This is a genomic window from Archangium gephyra (genome assembly GCF_042230915.1).
GTDB lineage: Bacteria > Myxococcota > Myxococcia > Myxococcales > Myxococcaceae > Archangium > Archangium gephyra_B.
In genome coordinates this window covers 7821813-7840982 of record NZ_CP102578.1, presented here as the reverse complement: position 1 = coordinate 7840982, position 19170 = coordinate 7821813, and the positions used below count along the sequence as shown (strand labels likewise).

The 19170-nt window shown below is 67.9% G+C and carries 12 protein-coding genes; 6 read left to right on the top strand and 6 right to left on the bottom strand.

The window, feature by feature from the left end; all coding sequences use genetic code 11:
- Nucleotides 1–13: 13 nt before the first annotated feature.
- Complete coding sequence (locus NR798_RS30505) at nt 14–229, bottom strand: hypothetical protein (protein ID WP_375766034.1); 216 nt, start codon at nt 227–229, stop codon at nt 14–16.
- Between the two features lie 518 nt (nt 230–747).
- The gene (locus NR798_RS30500; RefSeq protein ID WP_375773845.1) at nt 748–1800 is read right to left on the bottom strand and encodes a glycosyltransferase family 4 protein; all 1053 of its coding nucleotides are present in this window, start codon (nt 1798–1800) and stop codon (nt 748–750) included.
- 119 nt (nt 1801–1919) lie between these two features.
- Between NR798_RS30500 and NR798_RS30495 the strand changes: the two genes are divergently transcribed.
- The 4 genes from NR798_RS30495 to NR798_RS30480 all read left to right on the top strand — a co-directional run bounded on the left by NR798_RS30495 (nt 1920) and on the right by NR798_RS30480 (nt 8876).
- Nucleotides 1920–3059, top strand: coding sequence for a glycosyltransferase (locus NR798_RS30495; RefSeq protein ID WP_375766033.1), 1140 nt, complete (start codon nt 1920–1922; stop codon nt 3057–3059).
- A 223-nt stretch (nt 3060–3282) separates the two neighbouring features.
- On the top strand, nt 3283–4677 hold the full coding sequence (locus NR798_RS30490; RefSeq protein WP_375766032.1) for an undecaprenyl-phosphate glucose phosphotransferase: 1395 nt from the start codon (nt 3283–3285) through the stop codon (nt 4675–4677).
- Between the two features lie 99 nt (nt 4678–4776).
- Nucleotides 4777–8076, top strand: coding sequence for a hypothetical protein (locus NR798_RS30485; protein WP_375766031.1), 3300 nt, complete (start codon nt 4777–4779; stop codon nt 8074–8076).
- 14 nt (nt 8077–8090) lie between these two features.
- Entirely contained in the window at nt 8091–8876 is a 786-nt protein-coding gene (locus NR798_RS30480; protein ID WP_375766030.1) for an ATP-grasp domain-containing protein, read from the top strand.
- Between the two features lie 53 nt (nt 8877–8929).
- On the opposite strand, the gene NR798_RS30475 is transcribed toward NR798_RS30480, so the two are convergent.
- Complete coding sequence (locus NR798_RS30475) at nt 8930–10408, bottom strand: hypothetical protein (protein WP_375766029.1); 1479 nt, start codon at nt 10406–10408, stop codon at nt 8930–8932.
- Between the two features lie 755 nt (nt 10409–11163).
- Nucleotides 11164–13950, bottom strand: a complete 2787-nt coding sequence (locus NR798_RS30470) for a vitamin B12-dependent ribonucleotide reductase (protein WP_375766028.1) — start codon at nt 13948–13950, stop codon at nt 11164–11166.
- Nucleotides 13951–14536: 586 nt separating this feature from the next.
- On the opposite strand from NR798_RS30470, the gene NR798_RS30465 reads away from it, so the two are divergent.
- Complete coding sequence (locus NR798_RS30465; protein WP_375766027.1) at nt 14537–14872, top strand: ferredoxin; 336 nt, start codon at nt 14537–14539, stop codon at nt 14870–14872.
- Nucleotides 14873–14945: 73 nt separating this feature from the next.
- Here the strand turns inward: NR798_RS30465 and NR798_RS30460 are convergent, their stop codons facing one another.
- The gene (locus NR798_RS30460) at nt 14946–15650 is read right to left on the bottom strand and encodes a Bax inhibitor-1/YccA family protein (protein ID WP_375766026.1); all 705 of its coding nucleotides are present in this window, start codon (nt 15648–15650) and stop codon (nt 14946–14948) included.
- A gap of 118 nt (nt 15651–15768) precedes the next feature.
- Complete coding sequence (locus NR798_RS30455; protein WP_375766025.1) at nt 15769–17235, bottom strand: hypothetical protein; 1467 nt, start codon at nt 17233–17235, stop codon at nt 15769–15771.
- 195 nt (nt 17236–17430) lie between these two features.
- On the opposite strand from NR798_RS30455, the gene NR798_RS30450 reads away from it, so the two are divergent.
- Nucleotides 17431–19083, top strand: a complete 1653-nt coding sequence (locus NR798_RS30450; RefSeq protein WP_375766024.1) for a thiamine pyrophosphate-binding protein — start codon at nt 17431–17433, stop codon at nt 19081–19083.
- Nucleotides 19084–19170: the final 87 nt, after the last annotated feature.

Genomic DNA, 19170 nt, shown 5'->3' with positions numbered 1-19170 from the left:
TTCATTGAGGAGGTCAAAAATTGACAATCAGTACCTCGGCGAATCGTGAGTCAGCGGGCAGTTCCGACACCGGGTCTGCCGAGGCCACGGCCAGGAGCGGCACAAAGAAAAGAAGACCTCCTCCCGAACCTCCAGCCGCGACGACAAAAGCCACCCCGGCGATGACGACAAGGGTGCCCGTTACGATTTCTTCCCGATGGACCTTGAGCCATTCAACAGCGAGGTCCACCCGCGTGAACTCTCGAGCCTGCTGCTGGGCCCAGGGTCCCCGCCCCTTGAGGCACATCTGATAGAAATTCGTGCAGGTGCTTTCACACCAGCGGCCCCTGTTCTTCGCCCATGACCCCTGGTAGCTAGGGTACCTGACCCCTTCGATCGGGATGGGTCTGGGGCTGCTCGTGCATAGGTTGATGCACATGCTCTGTTTGGAATCGCAATGGGCGGACGACGTCGCGACGCGCACGAGCCTTCCAGCAAGTCCACCGTGGCTTGCGTGGTAGGGATAGTTCGTCAAGTCGAAGTCCGTGAGGGGCTTCCAGGAGTGGCGCACTTGCCCGTTCGGAGACTCTTCAATGACGAGCACAGACCTGGCCAGCTCCTGGGCACTCGTAGGTGCAGGGACCGGGTAGCGGGTGGCGGTACAGGAAGCAAACAGCAGACAGAGGACCGCGGCGCAGAGCCTCCGTGGCGCCGGAATCGTTTTCATGGAGTGCATGTACCTTCCGGTGACCTGTGTACGGGCGGGCCTCAGCGCGACTCGAGCGCCCGGCGGTAGGTGGCCAGGGTCCGCCGCGCGCAGTCTTCCCAGTTGAAGAGCGCGGCGCGCTCGCGGCCCTTCTCCGACAGCTCGCGGCGCAGGGCATCCTCTCGCAGCAGTTTCAACGCCGTCTCCCGCCACGCGTTCGCGTCATCCGGGGACAGCAGCAGCGCGGCCTCGCCCACCACTTCCGGCAGCGATGTGGCCCTCGCCGCCACCACCGGCGTGCCGCAGGCCATGGCCTCCAGCGGCGGCAGCCCGAAGCCCTCGTAGCGCGAGGGCATCAACAGCGCTGTCGCCGCCCCGTAGAGGCGCGGCATGTCGTCCTCGGGGAGGTCCGCCAGCTCGATCGTCGACTCCGGGAAGCCCAGCTCCCACACCGCGCCCTTGCCCGCCAGCAGCACGATGGGCACCGGCAGCGATGGGGCTATCTCCGCCAGCATCCCCAGGTTCTTGAAGGCCTTCGTATTGCCCACCGCCAGGAAGAAGCGTGGCGGCAGCCCCCGGCGCTCGCGGAAGTCCTTCAGCTCCGAGGCCGTCGACGGCTGGTAGCGCGCGTCCACCCCGTTCGGAATCACCTGCAGGCGGTAGGGCGACAGGCCAAGTTCCCTCGCCAGCTCCGTGCGGGAGAACTCGGAGACGGTGATGAGCGCCCGGGCCGTCTTCGCCCTCGGGCCGACCACCAGCTTGTAGTAGGCGCGACGGCCCGGGCCGTACTCCGCCGACAACACCAAGTGGTTGGCGTCGTGCAGCGTGGCCACCAGCCGCCCAGGCCACAGCGCGGGTACGGAGAAGGACGTCGCGTGGAACAGGTCGGGCGCCAGCCGGACGAGCGAGGCGGCGAGCGCTGGCTGCTCCAGTGGCGACAGGAAGCCCACCGGGCAGCGGTGCAGGGGGATGCGCGGCGTGAGGGCTCCCAGCCCCGCCGGCAGCCCCTCCGGGCCCGTCAGGCCGCTGAAGCTCAGGTCCGGGGCCAGCTCCGGCAGCCGGCTCGCCAGCTCCAGCGCGTAACGCGCGATGCCGTGCAGCCGGCCACGCACCATCCGCAGATCGATGAGGACGCTCGCCACGGGGGAGCCACTACCACACGCACGCAGCGGAGTGGGGGGCTCGGTTGGCTGGTTGTCGGCAAGCGGGCCCGGCGGTGGTACAAGGCCCGCCCGTGAAGGTCGCCCTCGTCCATGACTGGCTCGTCACCCAGCGCGGCGGTGAGCACGTGCTCGAGGCACTGTGCGAGCTGTTCCCGCAGGCGGACATCCATACCCTCGTGCACCGCCCCGGCGTCGTGCACCCGCGCATCGAGTCGCGGCCCATCCACACCTCCGTCCTCCAGCGCATTCCGCGCATCCACAAGCTCTACCGCCACTTCCTCCCCGTCCTCCCCCAGGTCATCGAGTCCATGCGCCTGGAGGGCTACGAGCTCGTCGTCTCCTCCAGCCACTGTGTGGCCAAGGGCATCCGCAAGCCGCCCGGGGCGAAGCACCTCGCCTACGTGCACGCGCCCATGCGCTACATGTGGGACCTCTTCGACGACTACTTCGGGCCGGGGCGCGCCTCGCTGCCCGTACGCGTGGCGGCGCATGCCGTGCGCCCCTACCTCCAGAAGTGGGACCGCGAGAGCACCGCCGGGGTGGACCGCATCCTCGTCAACAGCCAGCACATCGCCGGTAAGGTGCAGCGCTTCTGGGGCCGCGAGGCCTCCGTGGTGTACCCGCCCATCGCCCTGGACCGCTTCTGCCAGCACCCGCTCGAGGGGCTCGGCCAGGGCGGCTACTACCTCTGGCTAGGCGCCTTCGCCCCCTACAAGCGGCTCGACATCGCCCTGGAGGCCTTCCGCCACCTGGACGCCCCGCTCTGGGTGGTGGGCACCGGCCAGGAGGCCGCGAAGCTCACCTCGGGGCCGCTGCCCTCCCACATCCGCTTCCTCGGCCCCGTGCCCAACGAGGCGCTCGCCGGCCTCTACCGCGACGCGCGTGCCCTCATCTTCACGCCCGAGGAGGACTTCGGCATCGTCCCCCTGGAGGCCCAGGCCAGTGGCCGCCCCGTCATCGCCTACGGGCGGGGTGGGGCGCTGGAGACGGTCAGCCCCCGCACGGGCCTCTTCTTCGACGAGCAGACGCCCGATGCGCTGGTGGAGGCCGTGCGCCGCTTCGAGCAGTGGGAGCCTGGCTTCCAGCCCGCCGACGCCCGCGCCCAGGCCGAGCGCTTCAGCCGCGCCGCCTTCCTTCGCGCGGTGCAAGCCGAGGTGGACGCGATGATGGGCGCACCGTCCGTGTCCGCCCGCAGGGCCGCCGTACCCTGACACCGCTGTCCTGGCGGGTGGCTTTTCCGAGGGAGGCGCCTCCCACCGCGGGGGCTCGCACCGTTGGCCACAAGCCCGGGCAACCCCTTGGATTCCGGGCGCTTTCCATGTTAGGAGCGCACCCGGCCGCATGGGCTGTCCGGTAGCGGACGGCGCGTGGGTGCGGGGTGCGACGATTGCAGGTCGCGGCCGAGCGTCTTGCAGGCCACAGAAGGAGGCCCGCGTGTTCAACCGGTTCCAGCGCTTCTATACGTCCATCAAGGTCGCCGCCGACGTGGTGATGCTGACGCTGGCGTTCGCGCTCGCGTACGTCAGCCGCTTCGAGGGCCCCATCCCCGTCTTCTACGGGCTGCCGGCCGTGGAGGAGACGCTGCTGTCGTTGGCGACGGTGCTCGTCGTCTTCCCCGTCACCTACCGGCAGGCGCGGCTGTACGCCACCAACCGGGCGCGCACGCACATCGGCGAGGTGTTCGAGGTCTTCAAGGCCACCATCATGGCCACGCTCATCGTGGTGGCCCTCACGTACTTCACCCGTGAGCGCTACTCGCGTCTGATGCTGGCCTTCTTCGCCGGCTACTCGTTCGTGGGTGTGTCCGCGGTGCGGCTGGTGCTGCGCGCGGTGCTCAACGAGGTGCGCCGGCGCGGCTTCAACCTCAAGTCCATCCTGGTCATCGGCGCGGGCGAGCTGGGCCAGCGCGTCATCGAGACGGTCGAGGGCCACAAGGAGCTGGGCTTCCGCGTGGAGGGCGTGCTCACGCTGCGGCCCGAGAAGGTGGGCCTGCAGGTGTGCGGCGTGCCCGTGGTGGGCCACATCAAGGACGTGGACACCGTGCTGGATGAGCACCCGGTGGACCAGGTCATCATCGCCGTGCCGCTCGAGGAGCAGGCCGCCGTCAAGCCGCTCATGGAGCAGCTCGCGCTGCGCACCGTGGACGTGAAGGTGGTGCCGGACCTCTACCAGTACGTCACCCTGTACGGCGGGCTCGAGGAGTTCGGCGGGCTGCCCATCATCAGCCTCCAGGGCGATCCGATGACGGGCTGGAACATGGTGGCCAAGCGCGTCTTCGACGTGCTCTTCGCGCTGGTGGCCATCGCCGTGAGCGCCCCCATCATGCTGGCCGTGGCCCTCGCGGTGAAGCTCACCAGCCGCGGGCCCCTGCTCTATGCCCAGGAGCGCATGGGCCTGGATGGCGACACCTTCCACATCCTCAAGTTCCGCACCATGCGCGTGGACGCCGAGGCCTCTGGCGCCATGATGGCCAGCAAGGAGGATCCGCGGCGCACGCCCATCGGCACCTTCCTGCGCAAGTACTCGCTCGACGAGCTGCCCCAGTTCTTCAACGTGCTCTGGGGTGACATGAGCCTCGTGGGCCCGCGGCCCGAGCGGCCCGTGTTCATCGAGGAGTTCAAGAAGCAGATTCCCCGCTACCACCTGCGCCACAAGGTCAAGGCCGGCATCACCGGCTGGGCGCAGATCAACGGCCTGCGCGGGCAGACGTCCATCCAGAAGCGGATTGAGTACGACCTGTACTACATCGAGAACTGGTCCTTGCTGATGGACCTGAAGATTCTCATCCGCACTGCACTGGGCGGCTTCTTGTCGAAGAACGCCTACTAGCTCGGTGGCGGAGCACCCAGGCGGGTGTGTGGGCTGCCGCACGCCTGGGGCCGAGACTCCTGCGCTCCGGGTGGCGGACCGGTCTAGTATCGGGCTCGCATGGCTGAACAGCTCGGAGCGCATCTGGTCCGCAAGGGCCTCATCACGCAGGCGCAACTCGATGAGGCGCTGAAGTCGCAACTCATCTACGGCGGCAGCCTGGGGACGAACCTCGTCGAGCTGGGTCTGCTCGACATGGCCACGTTGGGGCAGGCCCTGGCCGACACGTACCACTTCCCGCTCGCGCCGGACGGGGAGCTGGAGGCGGTGACGGCCGAGACGATCGCCCTGCTCAAGCCCGAGCAGGTGCGCAACCACCTCGCGTTCCCGCTGGCCCTCGAGGGCCGCCGCCTGCGCGTGGCCATGGTGAATCCGCAGGATCCCCGGCACGTGGACGCGCTCGGCTTCGCCACGGGCATGCGGATCGTTCCCGCCATCCTTCCGGAGCTGCGCCTCTTCGATTTGCTGGAGAAGCGCTACGGCATCCCCAAGCCGGTGCGCCCCGTGCGCCCCGGTCAGCCCAAGCCCGCGGTGGGGCAGGGGGCTCCCGTCGCGCAGCGGCCCGCGCCCGTGGCTCCTCCCGTGCAGACGCCCGCTTCGGCCCAGCCGGCTCCGGTGGCTCCGCCACGGCCTGCTCCCACGGCGGCTCCGGCTCCTGCGCAGCCTCCTCCCGCGGGTGCTCCCGGGGCGGTGGCCGCCGCCCCTCGGCCCGGAGGGGCTCCTCCCGTGGCTTCCGCTCCTGGCACCAACCCCGGGATGAATCCCCAGGCGCAGCCTCCGGCGTCCGCCGCGGGCCAGCCCCCGGGCATGCGGCCCTCGCCCGCCGCGCCTCCTCCCGCCGCGGGTGTTGCCGCGAAGCCTGCTTCCGCTCCGGTAGCGGGTGCTCCGGGCGCTCCGGGTGCTCCGGGTGCCGCGCCCGCTGGTGCCGTGGCTCCGAGGCCTCCGGCGCCCGTGGCGGGTGCTCCAGTGCCAGGGGCTCCTGGGCCTGCTCCGGCCGGAGCCGTGGCGCCTCGTCCGCCGGTTTCGCCCGCGGCGCCGGGGAGTGCACCGGCTGGCACCGCGCCCGCTCAGCCTTCCGCCGCGGCGGCTTCCGCCGGGCCGGGCTCGCCCGCTGGAGCCCCGGCTGGCGCCGCGTCTCCGCAGGTCGCTGCCGCGCCGAGAGCGCCGGGGGTCCCGCCCTCCGCGACCGTGCCTCCGCGTCCGGCTCCCGCTGGCATGCCCGGGACTCCTGGAGCCCCGGGCGCACCCGCTGCGGCTCCCGCCGGAGCCGGAGTGCAGCAGCCCGTGGTGGCGAAGGCGCCTGTCGCACCGGCTCCCGCGAGTGGTGCACCGCCGTCCGCGATGCCTTCCGCGCAGGGCGCGCCCGTGGCCGCGAAGCTCGCGGGCGCCACACCGGGCGCGGCCGTCTCCGCGCAGCCCGGGCAGAGCCTGCCTCCGGGCATGATGCCTCGGAGCGCTCCGGGGACGTCTCAGCCGGGCGCCGCGGGTGCCGCCGCGCCTGCTCCGGGCCCGAGCGCGGGACAGGTTCCGCCCCAGGCCGTGCGACCGCCAACTCCTGGCGCGTCGCCCGTTCCTCCTGGCGCCCAGGTTCCTCCCGGAGCCCCCGCGGTGGCGCGTCCTCCCGTGGGTGCTCCGCCTCCGGGCGCTGCGGCTCGTCCCGCTCCGGTGGGCGCGCCGCCTCCCGGGGCTCCTGCTCCCGCGCCAGTGCAGAGCGGGGCGGTGCCTCCAGCTGGGGCGGTTCCGGCAACGGCTGCCTCGGCCACCGCTCCGGGCGCGTCGCCTCTGCCCGTGCCGGCTCCCAAGGCGGCGGCTCCGGGTGTGGCGGCTCCACAGCCCACGCGCGCTCCCGTGTCTCCGTCCGCGGCTGTCGCGCCTCGGGCTCCGGCCGCTCCCGCGCCCGCCGCGCCCCAGGCCGTGACGCCTGGAAGCGCGCCGTCCGCTCCGGCGCCGGGGCCCGTCCAGAGCGCGCCTCCCACTCAGCCCTCGCCCGCCGCACCCGCGCCCGAGGCCAGGCCCGCAGCGGCTTCTCCGGACCTCGCGCGCAAGCCCGAGGCTCCCTCCACGCCAGCGGCGGTGGTGGCTCCTCCGGCGGCTCCTGCCCCCGCGCAGGCCATGGCTTCTCCGGCGCCTGCTCCCGTTCAGGCAGCCCCTTTCCCCGTCACGCTCAGGGACGCGCCTTTCCCAGACCTGGACGCCGAGCCGTCGCAGGAGAATCGGGCGGCTCCTCTGATGGCGGAGGAGCCCCCCACGGCTCCCTCCCTGGAGCCCGCCGCACCCGCGGCCAGCGCGCAGCCGCCTCCGACGGTCGAGTCCACGCCCGCCGCTCCGTCTCCCGCGCAGGAGCCGAAGAAGGCGGAGCCCGTGGCCGAGGCACCTGTGGCGGTGCCTCCTTCGTCCGGGACGTCTGCCCCGCAGGCCCGCGAGCCCCTCGCGGCCAGTCCGGCGCCGCTCGCCGGGGACACGGCCTCCGCGTCTCCCGAGCGCAAGCCCCGGAGCGTTTCCGTGCAGCCCGTCGAGCTGCCCTCGGAGCCCGCCGGTGACATGCAGGTGGCGTCGCACCTGGAGCTCATGGACTGGCGCCAGTCGGAGACGGCGGACGCCGGTTCTGGCGCCGAGTCCGCGTCTCCCTGGGCGCGGCGGGCCATCGAGGTGGACTTCTCGTCGGAGGAGGCCAGCCCCGCCGAGGCGGGCGTCTCCGATACGGAGGGGGAGATCCCCTTGGCGTCCGTGCACGAGTTCATCCCGACCTGGGATCCCTCGGCCGAGCCGCCCCCGGCGGAGACGGACGCGGGTGCGCCGCCCGCGGAGGACTTCACCGGGTGGCAGGCCGCCGGGACGGGCGTGCCGGAGACGGCTCCCGCCGAGGACTCGCAGCGCATCCAGTTGGTGCAGTTCCAGGAGGCGCTCGAGGCCCTGCGGCAGGCGACGACGCGGAACGAGCTGGGCAAGGTGCTGCTGGACTACTGCCAGGGTCGTTTCCCGCGAGGCTTCCTGCTGGGCGAGACGTTCGGCTTCGCCCGCGTGGGACGTGCGTACGGCCCCGGCAGCGACAAGCACGAGGTCTCGGCGTTGCAGGTGGACCTCGAGGCGCCCTCGTTGCTGGCCATGGCCGCGGCGGGCGGCAGGGCCGTCGTCTCCAGCGTGCCGGAGAGCCCGGTGGACGAGCAGCTCTTCTCGGCCCTGGGCGAGTCGTTCTCGCACCTGATGGCCGCGCCCATCCGGTTGCACCAGCGTACGGTGGGCTTCGTCGTCCTCGACAGCGGGCCCTCTCCGTTCGGCGCCGAGGAACTCGATGAGCTGGAGAAGCTCCTCTCGGTGGCCTCCGAGACCTACGGCCGGCTGCACGACGCCTCGTCCTGACCTGGGGGTGCTTCGTGCCCGTCCTGCTGCTCTCGCCGAGATTCAGTGACGATTCGATCGCACTCGCCACGGAGGCCTCGCGCCTCTCGTGGCGCATGCTCCGGTTGCATGATCGCCGCCCTCCCGCGCGGCTGGCCGAGGAGGACCTCGTCTTCTACGGCGAGTCGTTGCTGGCGGACACCATCGGGAAGGCGCTGGGGCTGGCGCTGCTCGAGCCCGCCGCCGACACGTTGTCCCATCTGCCCGCGGAGCAGGTGCTCCGGGACGTGCGCTTCACCACGCTCGGCGCGGCCCGGAGCGAGCGGTTTCCCCGCTTCGTCAAACCCGCGGATGAGAAACAGTTCCGCGCGGCGGTCTACGCTTCCGCCGAGGCGCTTCTCGGCTCAGAGATTCTCGAGGACGGCCTGCCCATCCTGACGGCCGAGCCCGTGCGCTGGCTCGACGAGTACCGGTGTTTCGTGCTCGAGGGCCAGGTCGTCACCGCGAGCCCCTATGCCTGGATGGGCGAGCGCGAGGAGCATTCATCGGCCGCGTTCGACCTGGATGCGGCGAGGGCATTTGCCTCGGAGGTGCTCGCGAGGGCAGGGGAGTTGTTTCCTCCTGCGGTTGTCCTCGACGTGGGCCGGATTGAGGGCCGTGGATGGGCAGTGGTGGAGCTGAATCCCTCCTGGAGCTCGGGCCTGTATGCGTGTGACCCGGCCGCTGTGCTGCGCGTGCTTCGGCGCGCCTCGGGGACTCAGCGGATATCCGCGCCTCGTGACGCACGGTGGCTGCGCCCGCTGCCTGAGATCGAACGGTAAGCATGGCGGCGTTCCGCCAATGCGCCAAGTCGATTTGTTGTAAGGCTATTTTCTTATGATTGGTTTGTTCTGCGTCTGCGGGGCACTGTTTTTCGAAGGCTAGATGGTTCTGGCGAGTAGGCGGTTAGCGCAATAGCAACAACAATAGTTGTGGAGGCCCCGTCAATTCCTTGCTTTGGCGGCACAGCCCCCTGTCTGGAGGTTACCGCGAAAACGCGCACTTGGTCTCGCAGATGCGGTTGATGATTAGCCCCTTGTGGGTAATTGTGAGTATCCAAAACCAGTAGCGCAGCTACCGATTGATTTCTACGACTTGCATACTCGGCTGCTTGCTGGGTGTGCATTTCAAGAGTTTCGTAGGGTCTTCCCTTTAGATCCTGGACTTTGAGTTCGACAGGCGTGTTTCGGAGCAGGAGATCAATGCGGCCATTACCGGCTTCAGGTTCCCTTATCACTCCTTTGTTTCTTGTGCGTGCACGCACAAACTTCTCGAGTTCGTCCTGAAATTTTTCTTCCTTGGCGTCGGCGTTGAGTTCGGGAAAGGATGCTTGTCGATGCGTGCTTGCAAAATCCAGCAGGTTGAGCAGGCTATCCCAGAGTTCTTCTGGGGGTTTGGTGCGCACGGCGTGATTTTGAATTTCAGTGTTTATGTTGTGGAAAACTTCTTGTGCCATGCCAGTGACGTCGTCGTCGGCGGCGTGGATGTTGATGTGGGTTCTTGATAATTCAGTGCGAATGTTGTGGAGTGTGTCGATAAGGTCGCTGAGTAGCCTGTGCCGATCGGTTTGATTCGCTGAGTTGATTTCAGTTAGTGGTTGAAGTGTTTTGCCTCTGAGTTCTGGGTCCGCTTTGAGTGCTTCCGTAATGTCGCAGCGGAGCTGGGTCGTGTTCGGCGGGCGGCCAATGGAGTCCAGCGCAAGGATTTGATGTGCTTCTGCGATAGCGTCGTCTAGGCGTCTGGGGGCTGCTGGGAGATCTGACAACCGAAGATTGGCTCGGATTTGCTCCGGACTGTCTTCAGTCGGGGTGAATCTCCATGTGGCGGTTCTGCTTGTTTTCTGAAGAGCGGCTTCAGCTGAAAGCGCACGGCAAGGGTCTGTCTTGGGAAATATCACTGTTGCTCTGACTTCCACACGCTGCGGGTCGAGCGGGCCCATCGACAAATAGCCAATAGGGTCATTGAAAGTTGCTTCGGATGATAATACCTCAGCGCGCTTTCGACGTATTGCGTGCAATCCAATGATTCGTACTTCGTTGGCTGGCACGTATCCGTTGAGCGCGGCCCTGATGATGTATGTTCCGTACTCAGTGGTGGCTATCCATTCTTGGATAGTGTCGTTTGTGGCGCTATCCCAGACGGTGCGCGCCTCTGATTTACAGTCAGTGAGAGGGAAGGTCAGTGTGCAATTTTCCGGGATGTCCACGTGTTCTGGGCTGGTGTTTTCTAGGATCAAGGCGATGTAGTCGTCGATGTCTCCGTTGGATTGGATGAATGATCTGCGTTCTAGTGTGATGTCTAGTGGAAGGGGCATGTGGCTATTTCTTTTTTGGAGACGCAGTTGGGGGAGGGGGCTTGCTGCTTGGTTTTGAGGCGGGTGGTTTGCTTGGTGGCGGACGCCCGCTTCCGCTTGCTTGTACGGGCGCGGAGGTGGTGGTTTTTTTTGTGGTGGCTCCAAAGGAGAAGCCATCGAACCGAGGTGTTTTGGGAGGGGGATTATTGCTCATTTTTTGCTCTCCGGGAGTTTGAGGCAATTGAGGGGGATTCGTTGTGGTTGAGGAAGTTGGTTTTGCTGGGTTCGATGGCGGAGGTTTTCCTTTCCCTTCAGCGACAATCAGGCCTTGTTGAGTGCCCGAAATGGAGTCGACTCTCTTGGCGCCGAACAACATGCCAAACCCTTCGGCGTCAGAGGAGTCCACAACAAGTAGTGTTAGTCTTTTGCTGTTCATTTTTTTGGAGGGGATTTAGGGGGTGGTGTGCCAGAGCCACCGGTTTGTGGAAGTGAGGTGTTTGTTCGTGGTTGTGGCGCTGAAGTTGCTCCAAAACCGAGCCCTCGTCGGGGCTCCGAAGTCGCTCCAAAGGCAAACCCTTTGTTGATTACGCCGCTTTTGCTGATTGGCCGGTTTGCGGACCTCGATGCTTTTGTATTTCGCATGCGCTTCTCTTTTGGGGGTAGGGAAAGGGTGTTCAGTGGTCTGGGCCCTTAAAAAGCCCTAACGCTTGAGCGTTAGGGCTTGGTGCTTCAAGAGAGGCGGCGCCACATCATGCGCCGCCTCAGCTTCTAGTGGCTCAGCTGCAGCCGCTCGTGGTGCCGCAGTTGCTGCACTTGTAGCAGGCCCCGTTGCGCACCATGATCTCGCCGCACGTGTGGCACGGCGGTGCGTCCGCCTGGTTCAGGTACGTCTTGCGCGGCGTCGACATCGGCAGCGCTACCGCCGTCACCTGCACCGGCTTCGCCGCGGGCTCGGCCAGCACCTGCTTCTCCACCGCCTCCACCACTCCCTCGGCCTCCTGCTCGCTCGGCAGGAACTTCAGCGACAGCCACCGGAAGATGTAGTCGACGATCGACTTGGCGATCGGCACCGCCGGGTTGCCCGTGAAGCCGCTCGGCTCGAAGCGCGTGTGGCTGAACTTGTCCACCAGCACCTGCAGCGGCACCCCGTACTGCAGCGCCAGCGACACCGCCGTGGCGAAGCTGTCCATCAGGCCGCTCACCACCGAGCCTTCCTTCGCCATCACGCAGAAGAGCTCGCCCGGCGTCCCGTCCTCGTACATGCCCACCGTCAGGTAGCCCTCGTGGCCCCCAATCGAGAACTTGTGCGTGATCGCCTGCCGCTCGTCCGGCAGCCGCCGCCTCATCGCGTTGGCGTCCTTCACCGCCGCCAGCGCCGGCTCGGCCACCGCCGCCTTCGTGTCCTTCACCTTGTCCTTCGAGGTGTTCAGCGGCTGCGTCCGCTTGCACCCGTCGCGGTACACCGCCACCGCCTTCAGGCCCAGCCTCCACGCCTCGATGTACGCCTTCTCGATGTCCTCCACCGAGGCGTCCGACGGCATGTTCACCGTCTTCGAGATGGCGCCCGACAGGAACGGCTGCGTCGCGCCCATCATCTTCAGGTGGCCCATCCACTGGATGCTGCGCTGGCCCTTCGCCGGCTTGAAGGCGCAGTCGAACACCGGCAGGTGCTCGGGCTTGAGGTGCGGGGCGCCCTCGATCGTCTCGTGCTTGTCCAGGTAGGTGATGATGTCCTGCGCCTGGGTCTGCGGGTAGCCCAGCTTCTCCAGCGCCTGCGGCACCGTCTGGTTGACGATCTTCAGCATGCCGCCGCCCACCAGCTTCTTGTACTTGATGAGCGCGATGTCCGGCTCGATGCCGGTCGTGTCGCAGTCCATCATGAAGCCGATGGTGCCCGTGGGGGCCAGCACCGTCACCTGGCTGTTGCGGTAGCCGGACTCGGTGCCCAGCGCGAGCGCCTCGTCCCACGCCTTCTTCTGCGCCTCGAACAGCTCGGGGCTCACGCCATCCGGCGACACGTTGTAGGCCGCCTTGCGGTGCTTGCGGATGACGCCGAGGAACGGCTCCTCGTTCTTCGCGTAGCCCTGGAAGGGGCCCATCTTGCCGGCCATGCGCGCGCTCATCGCGTACGCCTCGCCGCACATCAGCGAGGTGATGGCCGCCGCGTAGTTGCGGCCCGCGTCCGAGTCGTACGGCAGACCCGTGGCCATCAGCAGCGCGCCCAGGTTCGCGTAGCCCAGGCCCAGCGGCCGGTACGCGTGGCTGTTCTGGGTGATCTTCTCCGAGGGGTACTTGGAGAACCCGACGATGATCTCCATCGCCAGCAGCACCACGTCCACCGCGTGCTTGAACGCGTTGACGTCGAAGTCGCCGTCGATGGTGCGGAAGTGCATCAGGTTCAGCGACGCCAGGTTGCAGGCCGAGTCGTCGAGGAACATGTACTCCGAGCACGGGTTGGACGCGTTGATCCGGTCCGTGTTCGAGCAGGTGTGCCAGGTGTTGATGGTGGTGTCGAACTGCAGGCCCGGATCACCGCACAGGTGCGCCGCCGAGGAGATCTCCCGGAACAGCTCGCGCGCCTTGTAGGTGTCCATGGGACGCCCGTCGCGCACCGCCCGCGTCGTCCACGCGCTGTCGTTCATCACCGCGCGCATGAACTCGTCCGTCACGCGCACCGAGTTGTTCGAGTTCTGGAAGAACACCGACGAGTAGGCCTCGCCATTGAAGCTCGGGTCATACCCGGCATCGATGAGCGCCCAGGCCTTCTTCTCCTCGCTGGACTTGCAGCGGATGAAGTCCAGCACGTCCGGATGGTCCGCGTTGAGGATGACCATCTTCGCCGCGCGCCGCGTCTTGCCGCCGCTCTTGATGACGCCGGCGAACGCGTCGAAGCCCTTCATGAAGGACACCGGGCCGGACGCCGTGCCGCCACCGGCCAGCAGCTCCTTGCTCGAGCGGATGGTGGACAGGTTGCTGCCCGTGCCCGAGCCGTACTTGAAGAGCATGCCCTCCGTCTTCGCCAGCCCGAGGATGGACTCCATGGAGTCCCCCACCGAGTTGATGAAGCACGCCGAGCACTGCGGGTGCTCCTCCACGCCCACGTTGAACCAGACGGGGGAGTTGAAGGCCGCCTTCTGGCGCAGCAGCAGGTGCGTGAGCTCGGCGTGGAACGTGTCGCGGTCCGTCGCCGTGGCGAAGTAGCCGCCCTCGGCGCCCCAGCGCGTCAGCGTGTCCACCACCCGGCCCACCAGCCGGCGCACGCTCGTCTCGCGCTCCGGCGTCCCCGGCGTGCCTCGGAAGTACTTCGACGCCACCACGTTGGTGGCCAGCATCGACCAGGACTTGGGCACCTCCACGTTCTTCTGCTCGAACACGGACTTGCCGTCCTCGCCCGAGATGGAGGCCGTGCGCATCTCCCACGCCAGCTCATCGGCGGGATCCACGCCCGGTGTCGTGAAGAAGCGCTCCACCGTCAGACCGCCGGCCGGGCCTCTCGTCTTCAGCCCCGCCACCGTCTCCTTACCGTCCAGTACTGCCGCCGTGGCGCTCAGGTCGCGTTCCATGGTCCCTCCCACACTGCTTTCACTCAGCGTATGACTGCAAAATTTGCAAAAAGCCAAGCCCGCGAGATCTCTCAGGATCGAGGGATCTCGATTCGACACGCCTCCTGCCGGTGGGCAGAGGTGCGTGGCGCTGGGTCAAATTCTTGTTTTTTGGGATGCCGCCTGCTCGCTCGTCCAGCAGACAGGTAGGCAAAGGTACGATCTTCGTTCCGGATTCGTCAAGGTTCTCGGCCCCCCAGATCTTGTGTCCGCTGACATGGCGCCACCTATGGATAGGGGAGTGTGACCGATTGGACGGTCCACATCCGGGTGCCCTCCCGCGGTCCGGGACCGGGTCGGGGGAGCCGATCTAAAGCCTGCTCGGCTGGCGATCAACTCTCTTGCGCAGCCCTTTGTGCAGTGGATCGTCAATGGGTGACGAGTCATGTATTGTCACTCCCGCCGAAAGGCCGATGATCACTAGCGGATGTTTGCTGTGAGTCTGTGTACGGATCGTCCGGTCGTCTAGGCCCCGAGGCAAGAAAGGGGCAGGAGGCTCACGGACCGGTTAGTCGCTTTCGAACGAAAGCCGCGTTAAGGGGACGACATGCCCCCCTTCAAGCGTCATGTATTCGTCTGCACCAACCGCCGCCCGGATGGGCACCCCAAGGGCTGCTGCGCCACCAAGGGCGCCGAGGACGTCCGCGCCCGCTTCAAGGAGGAGCTGGAGAAGCGGGGCATGAAGGGGCAGATGCGGGCCAACGCGGCCGGGTGCCTGGACACGTGCTCGTTCGGCGTGTCGGTGGTCGTCTACCCCGAGGGCACCTGGTATGGCGGGGTGAAGCCCGAGGACGTGCCGGCCATCGTCGAGGAGCACCTCGTGGGAGGCCAGCCCGTGGAGCGGCTGCTGATGCCGTTCTCGCGCAAGAAGGCCGAGGAGTAGGCCCCCGCGGCCAAGAAAAAAGGCGGCGGGCCCGGGAGCCCACCGCCTCGTGCTCATCCACCGCGGAGCCGTGCTAGCGGCGCGAGCCGAACAGGCGCAGCAGGGCGATGAAGAGGTTGATGAAGTCCAGGTACAGCACCAGCGCGCCGGAGATGCTCAGCGAGGCGGCCGACTCGTAGCCCGCCTCGGCGTGCATCTCACGCAGCTTCTGCGTGTCATACGCGGTGAGGCCCGCGAAGGTGATCACGCCCACGCACCCCAGCACGAAGTTGAGCATGGAGCTCTGCACGAAGACCTGCACGATGCTGGCGACGAACACGCCGATCATGCCCATGTAGAGGAAGGTGCCCCAGGGGCTCAGGTCCTTCTTGGTGAAGGTGGCGAAGGCGCTCATCGCCCCGAAGGCGCCCGCGCTCATCAGGAAGACGCTGGCGATGGAGCCCGTCGTGAAGACGTAGAAGAGCACCGAGAAGGTGAGCCCGGTGAGCACCGAGTAGCCCAGGAAGAGCGCTCCGGCCACCGCGCCGGAAAGCCGGTGGACCCTCGACGAGAGGAACCACACCAGGCCGAGCTGCGCGAAGAAGAACAGCCAGCGGAACTGGGCGATCTTCATCACCAGCTGCGGGGAGGCGGCCGTGAGCAGCGCCACCATGCCCGTCACGGACAGACCGGCGAACATCCAGCCGTACACGCGCGACATGAAGGCGCGCCGCGACTCGGCGATGAGGGCGTCATTGACGCCTCGAGCCACCTGAAAACCGGGAGTCTGCCAAGACATGGAATCGAGTGTCCTTTCCGATGAGACAGGACGGAGTCCCCCCCGCCCGACGTCTCCGTTATAGCGTGCCTTCAACCCGCGTGCCGAACATCCCTTCCCGGATGTTCCGTACCCGGGATCAAATCGCCTTCCAGGCCATGAGGAGCTTCTGGGCCACCTCGGTGGTGATGAGCGGCAGCACGCCGCCCCCGCCCACGATGTTCACGATCTCCGAGGTGGAGCCCCGGCACACCCCGCCCCAGGCCGGCTGCTTCGCCAGTCCCACCGAGGCATACGCGGAGTAGTCCACGTGCAGCGACAGGGGCGTCACGCCGCTCTCCTCGCACAGCAGGTGCTCCTCGGGCGTGGTCTCCACCACCTCCTGCACCACGAAGCCACCGCCCGCGGGGTCCGTGGCGGCGCGCTCGCACAGCTCCGCCCACGTGGGCACGATGCCGTAGGCGGCCCGCGCCCGCTCCTCGAACGCCGGAGTGCCCACCGAGCGTCCGAGGTACACCGCCCGGCCGCCGTAGTCCCAGGAGCGCTTGAGGACGAAGCGCTTGGGCTCCGCCACCACGAGCGCTACCAGATCCTCCACCCGCTGCCCGTCCGGGCCCACGCCGGGGCCGCGCCGGAAGGGCCTCGTCCAGGGCACCGACGTGCGCACCGCCTCCAGCTCCTCGGGCGTCAGTCCGGCGGCCTCGGCGCGCGCGGGCTCCACCAGCGCCTGGGAGAGCAGGGCGAACGTCGCCTTCACCTCCACCGGCGAGGCTGGCGGGTTGAGCAGCACCGCCTTGCGCCCCGGCACCGTGCCGAAGAAGTCCTCCACCCACGGGGCCGGCGTCTCCTCCAGCCGCCGCGTGAATAGGTGCCGGTACACCAGATCATAGCGCTTGCCGCGCACCTCGAAGTGCTCCTCGCCGGAGACCTCGTCCGGGTGGACGACGTCCGCGTCCGCGCCGAACTCGCGGAAGCGCTCGCACAGGTAGCGCTGCTCGGTGATTTGCGCGTCGTTGCGGCGGCAGAGCAGGGCGATGGTCTCCGGCATCTTCCCGTCGCGCTCGGCGGCGTAGCCGTCCAGCAGGGCACGGTAGAGGGCCAGCGCGTTGCTGCCGTTGGCGGAGATGACCGCGTACAGGGCCTTCTCGGGGTAGCGGAAGTGCCGGGCCACCACCTCGATGAAGGTGCGCGCGGCGATGTCCGAATAGCCCTGCATGGCCGGGATGGTGGCGTTGACCTCCAGGGCGCGCGGCTTCGTGTCCACGAAGTAGTCCACCCGCGTGGTGGCCAGCCGCTCCACGTTGGCGAAGGTGCGCTCGGTGAGCGCGCGCTCGAGCGGGGAGAGGCCGCCGAGCACCAGCTCCTTCTCCTCGCTGGCGAGCACCGCGCGCGTCACCTTCACGGTGGCCGAGGCCAGGTGCGCCGAGAGGGTGGCCCGCCGGCGGATCTCCGCGGCCTCGAGGATGACGGGGGTGGCGGTGACGGGAATGGGCCGGGTGGAGCCGTCCTTCTGCGTGACGGCCAGTCCACGCTTGTACGCGGTGCGGGCCAGCTCCGGCCCGAAGTGGACTGCCTGTCGCCGCAGCACTTCCAGGAGTTCTTGCACGGGGATTCCTTCGACGTGTCTCTCGGGCGCCCTTCCTACTCCGCCCGGGGCACCCGGGGAATGCCCTAGACATGACGCCGGGGCGCTTCCGGCGCCGGTTCCTGGGGCTGGCGAGCGTCCAGGGGCTTCCCGGGCGGCCCGATTCGGGGATGATGGCCGGACTTCCGAGGTTCCCACATAGAGAGGAAGCACGGCATGGGCATGGTCACCGGAGGACAGCTCGTCGGGCGGATGCTGAAGAAGGAGGGCGTCCGCCACATCTTCACCCTCTCGGGGCTGCACGTGGCCCCCATCTACGCGGGCTGCGTGGAGGAGGGCATCCAGGTCATCGACACGCGCCACGAGCAGGCGGCCGCCCACGCGGCGGATGCCTACGCCCGGGTGACGCGCGGCGTGGGAGTGGCGGTGGTGACGGCCGGCCCCGGCGTGACGGACGCGCTCACCGGCGTGGCCAACGCGTACGCGGCCAGCTCGCCGATGATTCTGCTGGGCGGCGCGGCCCCCATCTTCAACCAGAGCCGCGGCTCGCTGCAGGAGATGGAGCAGGTGGACCTCTTCCACCGCATCTCCAAGTGGTCGGATCGCGTGCCCACGCCGGACCTGGTGCCGGCGTACCTCGCCAAGGCCTTCCGCGTGGCGCTCTCCGGACGGCCGGGGCCGGTGTTCCTGGAGCTCGCCTGGGACGTGCTCTGCAACGGCGTGGATGAGGACACGCTGCAGATTCCCAAGAGCTACCGCACGGACGCGCGGCAGGCGCCGGATCCGCGCAAGGTGGACGAGGCCATGGCGCTGCTCAAGTCCGCCGAGCGCCCGGCCATCATCGCCGGCTCGTCGGTGTACTGGGACGGGGCGTGGGACGCGCTGCGGCGCTTCGCGGAGACGGCGCAGATCCCCGTGTACCTCAACGGCGCGGGGCGCGGCTGTCTGCCGGCGAGCCACCCGCTCTTCTTCCAGCACACGCGTAAGGAGGCCGTGAGCGGGGCGGACCTGGTGTTCGTCATCGGCACACCCTTCGACTTCCGGCTCAACTACGGCGCCGAGCCCACCTTCAGCGCCGAGTCGAAGATCGTCCAGGTGGACATCGATCCGGTGGAGGTGGGGCGCAACCGCGTGGTGGACGTGGGCATCATCGCGGACAGCTACAGCGCGCTCACCGCCTTCGCGGACGCGGCGCCCAAGGGCAAGCGCGACGCCTTCGTCTCGCAGTTGCGCGAGCGCGAGCAGAAGAAGCTGAGCGGCCTGGAGGCCTGGACGAAGGACGACAGCTCGCCCATCCACCACTACCGGCTGGCCAAGGAGATGTCGGACGTGGCCAACGGGCCCGGGCAGGATCCGGTGTTCATCGCCGATGGTGGCAACTGGGTGGCCATGGCCGCCAAGGTGATCGAGCTGCGCCGGCCGGGCCGGTGGTTGGATCCAGGTCCGCTCGGGTGCCTGGGCGTGGGCGCGCCGTTCGCCCTGGCCTCGAAGGTGCTGCACCCGGAGCGCACGCATTGGATCATCCAGGGTGATGGCTCGTTCGGCCTCAACGGCATGGACTTCGAGACGGCCATCCGCTTCAAGCTCCCCATGGTGTGCGTGGTGGGCAACGACGCGGCCTGGGGGCAGATCCGCCTGCCGCAGGTGCAGATGTTCGGCGAGGACAAGTCGCCGGGCACGCTCCTGGCGCCCACCCGCTACGACAAGGTGGTGGAGGCATTCGGCGGCCACGGCGAGTTCGTGACGGAACCGGCACAGATCCGGCCCGCGCTCGAGCGCGCCCTGGCCAGCGGCACCGTGGCGTGCGTCAACGTGATGTTGGATCCGGACGCTCCGGTGAAGGCGGGCGCCATGGGTTACGCCGTCTGATTTGCCGCGTCATCCGAGGCGCGCCATGTCTGTGCTTGCACATGCGCGCGTCCTCGCGTACAAAATACAGAAGCAACTGTATTTCCC

Coding starts and splice junctions, on each gene's coding strand:
- NR798_RS30500 (WP_375773845.1), bottom strand. CDS start 1,800: ATGGTGCGTGGCCGGCTGCACGGCATCGCGCGTTACGCGCTGGAGCTG.
- NR798_RS30485 (WP_375766031.1), top strand. CDS start 4,777: ATGGCTGAACAGCTCGGAGCGCATCTGGTCCGCAAGGGCCTCATCACG.
- NR798_RS30475 (WP_375766029.1), bottom strand. CDS start 10,408: ATGCCCCTTCCACTAGACATCACACTAGAACGCAGATCATTCATCCAA.
- NR798_RS30470 (WP_375766028.1), bottom strand. CDS start 13,950: ATGGAACGCGACCTGAGCGCCACGGCGGCAGTACTGGACGGTAAGGAG.
- NR798_RS30465 (WP_375766027.1), top strand. CDS start 14,537: ATGCCCCCCTTCAAGCGTCATGTATTCGTCTGCACCAACCGCCGCCCG.
- NR798_RS30460 (WP_375766026.1), bottom strand. CDS start 15,650: ATGTCTTGGCAGACTCCCGGTTTTCAGGTGGCTCGAGGCGTCAATGAC.
- NR798_RS30450 (WP_375766024.1), top strand. CDS start 17,431: ATGGGCATGGTCACCGGAGGACAGCTCGTCGGGCGGATGCTGAAGAAG.